We start from the raw sequence: 9230 nt of genomic DNA, 5'->3' as shown, positions 1-9230 counted from the left end.
CGCTCAGCCGGTTGGCCAGCAGGCAGCCTGCCGAACCTGCGCCGATCACGATATAGTCGAATGTATCCACGGACATGCGCCCCTCCCCGCTGGTTTGCTGCGAGGCAGGTAGCGCAAGGCCCGGTCAGAAATCCAATGACTAATCCCGACGGGCATTATAAATTCCCCTAATGATGCCAAGACCCGACCCCCGGACCCTGTCCGCCTTCGTCACCGTCGCGCGCGAGGGCAATGTCTCGCGCGCCGCTGACATCCTGTGCCTGACCCAGCCCGCCGTCAGCCTGCAACTGCGGCGGCTGGCGCAAGAGACCGGGCTGGACCTGTTCACCCGCACCGCGCGCGGGCTGGAACTGACACCGGACGGGCAGGCCCTGCTGGCCAGGGCGCAGCGGGCACTTGCCGCGCTGGACGATTTCGGCCAGACCGCCCGGCGGTTGACCCATACGCTGCGCGGCACGTTGCGGATCGGCACCGTGATCGACCCCGCCTTCATCCGGCTGGGGGATTTCCTGCAAGGGCTGCTGGAACAGGCCCCGGAACTGCGGCCCGACCTGTCGCAGGGGATGAGCGGGCAGGTCCTGCAACGCCTTGCGCAGGACCAGCTTGACGTGGGCTATTTCCTTGGCCCGGTCGAGGATTTCCCCGCGCTGTCCCGGACCGATGCCGTCCTGCGGGAACTGACCCGCTTTCGCTATCGCGTCCTTGCGCCCTCGGGGTGGGAGGCGCGGCTGCGTGGCCGCGATTGGCCCGCGCTGGCACGGCTGCCGTGGATCGGAACACCACCCGAGTCGGTGCATCACCGGCTGCTCGCGCGGGTCTTCGGCCCGCTTGGCGTCGCGCAGAATGTCGTCACGCTGGCGGATCAGGAAAGCTCGATGCTGGAACTGGTGCGGGCGGGGGTCGGGCTGTGCCTGTCGCGCGAATCCGTGGCGCTGCATGAACGGCAGGTCCACGGCCTGTCCATCGCCGATGAGGCGGGGGTCGAGACGCCCCTGTCCTTCGTGGCCAGAAAGAAGAGCGCCGGGGACCCCCGGATTGCCCTTGCCCTTGAGGTCATCGACCGTATCTGGGCCGATCCCTTGGGGAAATGATGGCCGCAGATCGAGATGCGGCCATCCATCCAGGTCCTGGGCGAAGGGCACGGCACGACGCATGATTTCGCGCGCCACCCCGGACTTGGGCGATTCGTGATCGGCAACGTCCCCGCAGTTGATCCGCGCCGGGCGGGCGGGAACAATCGTTCTTGCGGGTGGTTTTCCCTTGCGGGAAAGCCGCCGGACAGCAATGCGGGGGGAAGGCAGGGATGACAGCAACCGCACCCACGACCGGGATCAGGTTCGGTTCGCCCGGCGCCGAGGCGGTGCATCTTTGCGTCGACATGCAGCGGTTGTTCGGGCCGGGATCGCCCTGGGCGGTGCCGTGGATGGAAAAGGTCCTGCCCGCCGTCGCGGAACTGGCAGCCGCCCATGCCGCGCGCACGATCTTCACCCGCTTCATCCCACCCGCCGACGGGGATGCGGCCTTCGGGTCCTGGGCGCGCTATTACGCCGCCTGGCCGCAGATGCTGCGCGACCGGCTGCCTGCCGAATGGCTGGAACTTGCGCCGCCGCTCGCGCGCCATGTCCCGCCCGCGCGGGTCTTTGACAAGCCGCTCTATTCGCCCTGGCACGACGGCGGGCTGGACGGGTTCCTGCGCAAGGCGGGCATCTCGACCCTGATCGTGACGGGGGGCGAAACCGAGGTCTGCGTCCTTGCCACCGTCCTGGGGGCCATCGACCGGGGCTATCGCGTGATCCTGGTGGCGGATGCGGTCTGTTCCTCGGCCGATCCCGGCCATGACGCGGCCATGCGCATCTACGACACGCGCTTCGGCCAGCAGATCGAGACCGCGCCGCTGGCCGAGCTGCTGGATCGGTGGCGGGCCTAGCCGTCCCCGTGCCGGTAGCGGGCGGCCAGTTCGGCCAGTTCGCGGAACTCGGCGCTCATGGCCAGTTCCTGCGCCATCCCTTCGGCGGGGACTGCGCCGGGGTCTTCCTGCCCGTCATGCAGGACCTGACGCTCGGCCAGCCAGCCGGCCATCCCTTGCCAGTCGCTTTCGGAAAGAAGCGCCAGCAGCCGCGCCAATACCCGCCGTTGCGCCAGCAACCGGCCCTCGCACACCTGGGCATGTCCGTCCGGCTGTTCCATCGCGATCCCCTTTCATATGCAGTGCGGCGGGAACATCCTTCGTGTCCGCCGGTTGGCTTGTTCAAGGAGGATGTTATGACAGAGCGCATGCGCGACAAACCCTATCGTCAGCCGACCGGCGGCTGGGGCTCGATCAAGTCGCTGGGCAGGCATATTTCCCGGCAGGGGGCCTTTCGCGCCGCGGGGGCGCTGTTTCGCGACCACAACAAGACCGGCGGCTACATGTGCACCAGTTGCGCATGGGCGAAACCGGGCAAGCCGCATATGGGAGAGTTCTGCGAGAACGGCGCCAAGGCCACCTTCTGGGACCTGACCTCGCGCCGCAGCCCGCCCGAATTCTTTGCCGCGCATACGGTCTCGGAATTGCGCGGCTGGTCCGATCACGACCTGGAAAACCACGGCCGCCTGACCCATCCGATGCGCTATGACGCGGCCAGCGACAAATATCTGCCGCTGTCCTGGGCCGACGCCTTCGCGGAAATCGGCGCGGCGCTGAAGGGGCAGGATCCCGACGACGTGGTGTTCTACGCCTCGGGGCGCGCCTCGCTGGAGACGTCCTATATGTATCAACTGCTGGCGCGACTTTACGGCACCAACAACCTGCCCGACAGTTCGAACATGTGCCACGAGACCACCTCGGTCGCGCTGCCCGAAAGCATCGGCACGCCGGTCGGGACCATTCTGCTGGAGGATTTCGCGCAGACCGATTGCGTGCTGTCCTTCGGCCAGAATGTCGGCACGAACTCACCCCGCCTGCTGCACGAGTTGCAGAAGCTGCGTCAGCGCGACGTGCCGGTGGTGGTCTTCAACCCCCTGCGCGAACGCGGATGGGAGGAATTCGTCAACCCCCAGCATCCCGGCCAGATGCTGACGAACCGGCCCACGCAGATCGCGACGCAATATTACCAGGTCTCGGCTGCGGGCGATATCGCGGCCATGACCGGCATGGCCAAGGCCCTGCTGGAATGGGACGACGAGGCCCGCGCCGCCGGGCGCGAGCGCATCCTGGATGCGGATTTCATCGCCCGGCACACCCACGGCTTCGACGCTTTCCAGCAGCATGTCAGGGCCGCCGACTGGTCCGGGATCACCGCCATCAGCGGATTGCCGCGCGCCTCGCTGGAGGCGGCGGCGCGCACCTATGCCTGCGCGCGGTCGGTCATCGCGGTCTATGGCATGGGGCTGACCCAGCACCGGCTGGGCAGCGACAACGTGCAGATGCTGATCAACCTGCTGCTGATGCGCGGCAATATCGGGCGGCCCGGCGCGGGCATCTGCCCGGTGCGCGGCCATTCCAACGTCCAGGGCCAGCGCACCGTCGGCATCGCCGAAAAGACGGACCTGGTGCCGCTGGACCGGCTGGCCGAACAATATGGCTTTCAGCCGCCGCGCGAGGACGGGATGAACACCGTTGAAGTCTGCGAGGCCGTGATCGCGGGCAAGGTGCGGGCCTTTCTGGGACTGGGCGGCAATTTCCTGCGGGCCGTCCCGGAACGCGAATTGATGGAAGAGGCATGGGCCGGGATGGACCTGTCGGTGCAGATCGCGACCAAGCTGAACCGCACCCATCTGGTGCCCGCGCGCATCACCTTCCTGCTGCCGACGCTGGTGCGGTCCGAGATCGACGAGCAGGCCACCGGCCCGCAAATCGTCACGATGGAGGATTCGACCACCTGCATCCACGCCTCGCGCGGCAAGTTCCGCCCCGCCAGCCCGGACCTGCTGTCCGAACCGCGTATCGTGGCGGGGATCGCGCAGGCCACGCTGGCCGGCAACCCGGCGGTGCCCTGGGACGACTGGGTGGCGGATTACGCGCTGATCCGCGACGCGATCGAGGCCAGCTTTCCCGACGATTTCCGCGATTTCAATGGCAGGCTGGATGTGCCCGGCGGCTTTGCCCGGCCCGTCGCCGCGCGGGAACGCCGGTGGCAGACCGACAGCGGCAAGGCGAATTTCCTGAACCCCCGCGCGCTGTCGGCGGACGACGGCGCGGGTGAGGGTGGCGAGATATTGCGCCTGATCACCCTGCGCTCGAACGACCAGTTCAACACGACGATCTACGGCGACGACGACCGGCTGCGCGGCATTCACGGGTCGCGGATGATCGTCATGATAAACCCCGACGACCGCATCCGCCACGGCATCGCAAGCCGGGGCACGGTGCGGCTGACGACCGCCGCGCAGGACGGGGTGACGCGCAGCATGGGCGGCTTTCGCGCTATCGACCGCGATCTGCCGCCGGGCACCATCGCCGCCTATTACCCCGAATGCAACGCGCTGATCCCGCTGTGGCATCACGACGAGAAAAGCAAGACCCCCGCGGCCAAATCCGTGCCGGTCAGGATCGCGCCCGACTGATCCGGCAGGGAACGCAATATGGCACAAGCACGACGATCCCCCCATGCCCCTGGCCGCGTGATGCGCGATTTCGGTCGCGCGGCGGGCGGTGCGCTGATCTTTTCGCTGCCGATGCTGATGACGATGGAGTTGTGGGCGCTGGGCTTTTCCCTTGACCGGGGACGGCTGGTGCTGCTGATGCTGGCGTGCTTGCCGCTGCTGGTCGCGCTGTCGCGCCATATCGGGTTCGAGCGCACCGGCGACTGGCGCAGCGACCTGTTCGACGCGCTGATCGCGCTGGGGGTCGCGGCGGTCATCTCGGTCGCGGTGCTGTCTCTGCTTGGGGTGATCGGTCCGGGCAGCGCGCCCGATGCGGTGCTGGGCAAGGTCGCGATCCAGATGGTGCCCGCCTCTATCGGGGCCTTGCTGGCCAAGAGCCAGTTCGGCGCCGAGGCCGAGGATGAGCCGAAGGAGGAAACCTGGTGGGGCGAGTTGTTCCTGATGGCGGTCGGTGCGCTGTTTCTGGGCCTGAACGTGGCCCCCACCGAGGAAGTGATGCTGATTTCCCACCAGATGACGCATTGGCATGCGCTGGCGCTGGTCGCCCTGTCGCTGGCCCTCATGCATGGCTTCGTCTTTTCGGTCGGTTTCGCGGGCGGGTCCCAAATCTCGCACGATGAGCCCTGGTGGTGCGCCTTCATCCGCATGACATTGCCCGGCTTCGCGGTCGCCCTGGGCGTCAGCTTCTGCCTGCTGTGGCTGTTCGCGCAAACCGACGGGCTGTCCTTCGACAGCGCGTTGATGGCCGCCATCGTCCTGGCTTTTCCCTGTGCGATCGGCGCCGCCGCCGCCCGCCTGATCCTGTGAGGCATGACCATGAAGCGTGACAGCACCCCAAAGCCGCAAGAACGCCCCGCCGTGGAATGGGTCTTTGGCATCCTGTCGGGCTGCGGCGTGGTCCTGCTGCTGGCCTATCTGGGCTGGCAGGCGCTGTTTTCGTCCTCGCACCCGCCTGAACTGACCGTCTCGCTTGTCGATATCGGGCCGCGCGTCGCGACCATCGAGGTCGCGAACGGGGGCGACAGGGCGGCCTTGGCGGTGACCGTGCTGGCCGGGGCAGGGGACGGCCCGCCGCGCGTGGTTGAGTTCGACCATGTCGCCCCCCATTCCACCCGACGCGGCGCATTCGGCGTGCCGCCGGGGCTGCAGGCCGGCGACCTGCGCCTTGAAATCGGCGGCTTCGCCGAGCCTTAGCGCCAAGGCCGCGCGCAACCCCCGCGACCTGCCGAAATGCCATGCCTGCGGAACGGATCGGGGCCTTGCGAGATAGTCTGGAACATTCCCGCGCCCTTCCGGTTACCAGCGCCCGGCCGCCGGAAGGTGGCCCTGTCTGAATACAGGAGGATTGCATGGCAGATCGCTGGAGGAATGAAGGCCGAGACCGTTGGGACCGCGACGATTATCGCGGGCGCTACGGCGATGAGGACCGCGGCTATGGCCGGGCGGGCCGCTATGGCGATTATGGGCGCGGGGCTTATGGCACGCCCTACGGGGATTATTCCCGCCGGGATGATCGCCCCTATCGCGACCGCCCCTATGAAGAGCCGGGCTATCTGGGCGGCTTTGGCCGGGCCAGCCATTACGACCGCGGCATCGTGGACCGCGAACGCGGCTGGATGGATCGCGCGGGGGACGAGGTGGCCTCGTGGTTCGGCGACGAGGATGCCGAGCGCCGCCGCGACATGGACGACATGCGCGACGATGACGGCCGGGGACGCCGTGGCTATGGACGCCGTGATGCCGGACCGGGCGGCCCGCGCCGCCGCTGGCGCGACGACTGGTAGTCGCGAACAAGGCCGGCACCCCACCCACGGCCTTGGCGGACCTGCCCGGCAGGGGCGGGTCCGCGCCGGGGACGGCTTGCGGTCAGACGGATTCGAGGCGATCAGCGTCGGGTGTTTCCTGCGCGGCGCCCAGGTGCTTCATGCGGCAGGTCAGTTCGCAGCGCAGGCCGGTGGAGGTGAAGCTCAGCCTGCTTTCGCCCTGGAAATCCTGCGCCAGCGCGTCCTCGATGATGATCGAGCCGAAGCCCTTTCCGCGGTCCGGCGGGGCAGGGGGTGCGCCCGTCTCGGACCAGACCAGGCGAAAGGGATCGTCGCTGGCGGGACGGCCCGCGCTCCAACTCAGGTCGATGCTGCCGCCCGGAACCGAAAGCGCGCCGTATTTCAGCGCATTGGTCGCAAGCTCGTTGATCGCCAGCGCCAGCATCAGCGCCTGGTTGGCCGAAAGCCGCACCTCCGGCCCGTCGATGTGGAAACGCCGCTGTCCGGTGCGGAAAGGCGTCAGCGCAGCTTCGATCACGCTGCCGATTCGGGCCTCCAGCGTGGCCGAGCCGTTGAGCAGGGTCTGCGCCTGCGCCAGCGCCCCGATCCGGCGGCGCAGGGTGTCGTGGGCCTCGGCCCCGGCGTGACTGTTCAGCGTCTGGTTGACGATGGCGGAAACCACGGTCAGCGTGTTCTTGATGCGGTGGCCCAACTCGCCGTTTATCAGCCGTAGCTGGCGGCGGTTCTCGACCTTGGACGTGGTTTCGACCACCGTATCCATCATCCCCCGGACAATGCCGTTTTCGTCGCGCAAGGGGCTGTAGCAGAAGGTGAAATGGCAGCGTTCGGGATAGCCGTGGCGGTCGATCAGCAGCGGGAAATCCTCGATGAAGGTCGCCTCGCCGGCATAGGCGCGCGCGGCGATGGGACCGATCTCGTGCCAGACTTCGCGCCAGACATCCGCGAAGGAACGGCCAAGCGCTTCCTTGTCCCCAAGGATCGGCAGGAAGGCATCGTTGGGCAGCGAGATCAGGTTGGGTCCCCAGACCACGCATTTGGGGAATTTGGAATCCAGCGCCAGGCCAACCGCGATCCTCAGCGCCGGGGGCCAGCCCTGGGGCGGTCCCAGCTCGTGCGCGGACCAGTCGAAGGCGCGGATCGCCCTGGCCATCCTGCTTTCGCCGTTCAGAAAATGCAGGTCTGCCATCCCGTCCCCTTTGCGGTGATCGCTCATGCCCGTCCGTTCAAACCCGCTGCCGCCACACGGGCCGACGGCTGCCGCAAAAGATTAATATAGAATGATGCGACCGGAAACGGTTCCGTAAAGTCCTGGAAAGAAATAAGGGATGCGGCGGCCTTGATGGGCCGCCGCACCCGGATGCTCTAGCGCGGTTCGTTGGGCTTGCCGCGCTGGTCCTGCTGGTCGTCCTGGCCCTGCTGCGGGTTCTGGCGGTCGGGGTTTTCGCCGGGACGCTGCTGGCCTTTCTGACCTTGTTGATCTTGCGGGTTGTTCTGGTTCTGCTGATTCATCTTTTCCTCCTCGGATGCGGTTTTCGCGGCCTTGTAACCGGCGGATCGCCAGGATGTTCCCGAAAAACAGCGGCGGCGTGCGGAACATCTTGACGCCCGGCAGGTTGATTTCGCAGAGATCCGTTTTTTTGAAAGTGAGGATGCCATGTCCGCCCCCGGCACCGATCCCGACAAGCAGAAGCGCCGCCATTTCGGGCCGGTCTACGGGATGATCGCGATCGTCCTGATCGTCGTCGCGGGTTTCGTCTGGTGGTTGCAGTATGAAACCGACGACCCGGAAATGCCCGGCGAAACCCCCGGTCCCGCCGATCAGATAGCCCCGCCCGACGAGCCTGCCGAGACCCAATGACCCGCACCGGAAAACCCTCGGGCATCAGCCCGGCGGGGGTGGCCTATTTCTACGCGCCTGCCTGCCTGCACGGGTTTTCGCTGGTGCTGTGGGAGGACGGCCATCCCGATACCCGCCCCGTCGCCGCCTATCTGCGTGAAGGCGGCGCGAGCGTCCGGCTTATCGGCATCGACGCCGCCGCCGGACCCGTCGCGCTGCCGCCCCTGTCGCGGCGCGGGATCAGAGTCGCGCCGCCGGTCGTGACCGGCTCTTTCGTCATCGACGCGGGCGTGTTGAACCTGCGCCGCCCCGAGCCGGTGGCGGACCAGTTGCAGGCGGCGGGCATCCCCTTCGTCATCTTTACCGAAAACCCCGAACGCTGCCTGCGCCATTATCCCGAAGGCAGTTGCGTCGATGTCGAACACGGACCCGAGGAACTCGCCTCGGCCATCCTGCTGCATATCGCGCTGAGCCGGGCCGGGCTGGAGTGTTCGCCGGGGATGGAGGTCCTGGACATGGTGCCGCGCCTTCGGGCGATGGCGCGCTTTCTGGTGCAGAACGATTCCCTTGCCGACGACCTGGTCGCGCAGGCGATGGAAGAGGCCATCGAATTCGTCCCGCACCTGAAAGCGGAAAGCGAGGTCGGCGCGCTGCTGGTCATGCTGCTGGAACGGATCTGGCGGCGGCAGAAGACATCGCGCCTGATGTAGAGGCATTACAGGAAGCTTGCCACGGCGGCGATGACGATGACCGCCAGAACCACCGCTATCAGCGAAATCGCCAGCTTGTCGTAAAGCGGGCCGCGCTTGTCGGGGCGGGCGGCAGGGGGGCTGTCGTCGTTGCGGGTTTCTTCCTCGGCGCGCGCCTGATGCAGTTGCGCGGGCGTGATCGGGGTGCCCGCCGCCTCGTCGTCGGTGCCAAGGGGGGCTGCGGCGGGATCGGGGAAATCCACCTTGTCGGCGGTCTCGCCCCGGTCGATCCGGTCGCGCAGTTTCAGGGGGTTGGCGCTGTGCTTGTCCGTCATC

General features: G+C 67.3%; 12 protein-coding genes. 8 read left to right on the top strand and 4 right to left on the bottom strand.

Going from position 1 to position 9230, the window contains the following annotated elements:
• Positions 1-173: 173 nt before the first annotated feature.
• Both Q0O97_RS00890 and Q0O97_RS00885 read left to right on the top strand, forming a co-directional pair.
• On the top strand, positions 174-1091 hold the full coding sequence (locus tag Q0O97_RS00890; RefSeq protein WP_294923422.1) for a LysR family transcriptional regulator: 918 nt from the start codon (positions 174-176) through the stop codon (positions 1089-1091).
• Between the two features lie 212 nt (positions 1092-1303).
• Positions 1304-1927, top strand: coding sequence for a cysteine hydrolase (locus tag Q0O97_RS00885; RefSeq protein WP_294923420.1), 624 nt, complete (start codon positions 1304-1306; stop codon positions 1925-1927).
• Here Q0O97_RS00885 and Q0O97_RS00880 read toward each other — a convergent pair.
• Entirely contained in the window at positions 1924-2187 is a 264-nt protein-coding gene (locus tag Q0O97_RS00880; RefSeq protein WP_294923417.1) for a hypothetical protein, read from the bottom strand. The genes Q0O97_RS00885 and Q0O97_RS00880 overlap by 4 nt on opposite strands.
• A gap of 75 nt (positions 2188-2262) precedes the next feature.
• Between Q0O97_RS00880 and Q0O97_RS00875 the strand changes: the two genes are divergently transcribed.
• From Q0O97_RS00875 to Q0O97_RS00860, 4 genes are all read left to right on the top strand, one after another.
• Entirely contained in the window at positions 2263-4545 is a 2283-nt protein-coding gene (locus Q0O97_RS00875) for an FdhF/YdeP family oxidoreductase (protein ID WP_294923414.1), read from the top strand.
• 18 nt (positions 4546-4563) lie between these two features.
• The gene (locus Q0O97_RS00870) at positions 4564-5391 is read left to right on the top strand and encodes a TIGR02587 family membrane protein (protein WP_294923411.1); all 828 of its coding nucleotides are present in this window, start codon (positions 4564-4566) and stop codon (positions 5389-5391) included.
• Positions 5392-5400: 9 nt separating this feature from the next.
• Positions 5401-5778, top strand: coding sequence for a hypothetical protein (locus Q0O97_RS00865; protein WP_294923409.1), 378 nt, complete (start codon positions 5401-5403; stop codon positions 5776-5778).
• A gap of 155 nt (positions 5779-5933) precedes the next feature.
• On the top strand, positions 5934-6368 hold the full coding sequence (locus tag Q0O97_RS00860) for an SWFGD domain-containing protein (protein WP_294923406.1): 435 nt from the start codon (positions 5934-5936) through the stop codon (positions 6366-6368).
• 82 nt (positions 6369-6450) lie between these two features.
• Here the strand turns inward: Q0O97_RS00860 and Q0O97_RS00855 are convergent, their stop codons facing one another.
• Together Q0O97_RS00855 and Q0O97_RS00850 are read right to left on the bottom strand one after the other, a co-directional pair.
• Positions 6451-7554: a PAS domain-containing sensor histidine kinase gene (locus Q0O97_RS00855; RefSeq protein WP_294923403.1), complete on the bottom strand. Its 1104-nt coding sequence runs from the start codon at positions 7552-7554 to the stop codon at positions 6451-6453.
• A 176-nt stretch (positions 7555-7730) separates the two neighbouring features.
• Entirely contained in the window at positions 7731-7877 is a 147-nt protein-coding gene (locus tag Q0O97_RS00850; protein WP_294923401.1) for a hypothetical protein, read from the bottom strand.
• Positions 7878-8022: 145 nt separating this feature from the next.
• Between Q0O97_RS00850 and Q0O97_RS00845 the strand changes: the two genes are divergently transcribed.
• Positions 8023-8226 (top strand): hypothetical protein, encoded by a 204-nt coding sequence (locus Q0O97_RS00845; RefSeq protein WP_294923398.1) that lies wholly within the window; start codon positions 8023-8025, stop codon positions 8224-8226.
• Complete coding sequence (locus Q0O97_RS00840; RefSeq protein WP_294923396.1) at positions 8223-8915, top strand: hypothetical protein; 693 nt, start codon at positions 8223-8225, stop codon at positions 8913-8915. Before Q0O97_RS00845 ends, Q0O97_RS00840 begins: the two co-directional genes overlap by 4 nt.
• A 5-nt stretch (positions 8916-8920) precedes the next feature.
• Here the strand turns inward: Q0O97_RS00840 and Q0O97_RS00835 are convergent, their stop codons facing one another.
• Positions 8921-9229 (bottom strand): hypothetical protein, encoded by a 309-nt coding sequence (locus Q0O97_RS00835; RefSeq protein WP_294923393.1) that lies wholly within the window; start codon positions 9227-9229, stop codon positions 8921-8923.
• Position 9230: the final 1 nt, after the last annotated feature.

This window comes from uncultured Paracoccus sp., assembly GCF_945915435.1.
Taxonomy (GTDB): Bacteria; Pseudomonadota; Alphaproteobacteria; order Rhodobacterales; family Rhodobacteraceae; genus Paracoccus.
This window is presented reverse-complemented; position numbering and strand designations above follow the sequence as displayed.

Coding starts and splice junctions, on each gene's coding strand:
- Q0O97_RS00890 (WP_294923422.1), top strand. CDS start 174: ATGCCAAGACCCGACCCCCGGACCCTGTCCGCCTTCGTCACCGTCGCG.
- Q0O97_RS00885 (WP_294923420.1), top strand. CDS start 1,304: ATGACAGCAACCGCACCCACGACCGGGATCAGGTTCGGTTCGCCCGGC.
- Q0O97_RS00880 (WP_294923417.1), bottom strand. CDS start 2,187: ATGGAACAGCCGGACGGACATGCCCAGGTGTGCGAGGGCCGGTTGCTG.
- Q0O97_RS00875 (WP_294923414.1), top strand. CDS start 2,263: ATGACAGAGCGCATGCGCGACAAACCCTATCGTCAGCCGACCGGCGGC.
- Q0O97_RS00870 (WP_294923411.1), top strand. CDS start 4,564: ATGGCACAAGCACGACGATCCCCCCATGCCCCTGGCCGCGTGATGCGC.
- Q0O97_RS00865 (WP_294923409.1), top strand. CDS start 5,401: ATGAAGCGTGACAGCACCCCAAAGCCGCAAGAACGCCCCGCCGTGGAA.
- Q0O97_RS00860 (WP_294923406.1), top strand. CDS start 5,934: ATGGCAGATCGCTGGAGGAATGAAGGCCGAGACCGTTGGGACCGCGAC.
- Q0O97_RS00855 (WP_294923403.1), bottom strand. CDS start 7,554: ATGGCAGACCTGCATTTTCTGAACGGCGAAAGCAGGATGGCCAGGGCG.
- Q0O97_RS00850 (WP_294923401.1), bottom strand. CDS start 7,877: ATGAATCAGCAGAACCAGAACAACCCGCAAGATCAACAAGGTCAGAAA.
- Q0O97_RS00845 (WP_294923398.1), top strand. CDS start 8,023: ATGTCCGCCCCCGGCACCGATCCCGACAAGCAGAAGCGCCGCCATTTC.
- Q0O97_RS00840 (WP_294923396.1), top strand. CDS start 8,223: ATGACCCGCACCGGAAAACCCTCGGGCATCAGCCCGGCGGGGGTGGCC.
- Q0O97_RS00835 (WP_294923393.1), bottom strand. CDS start 9,229: ATGACGGACAAGCACAGCGCCAACCCCCTGAAACTGCGCGACCGGATC.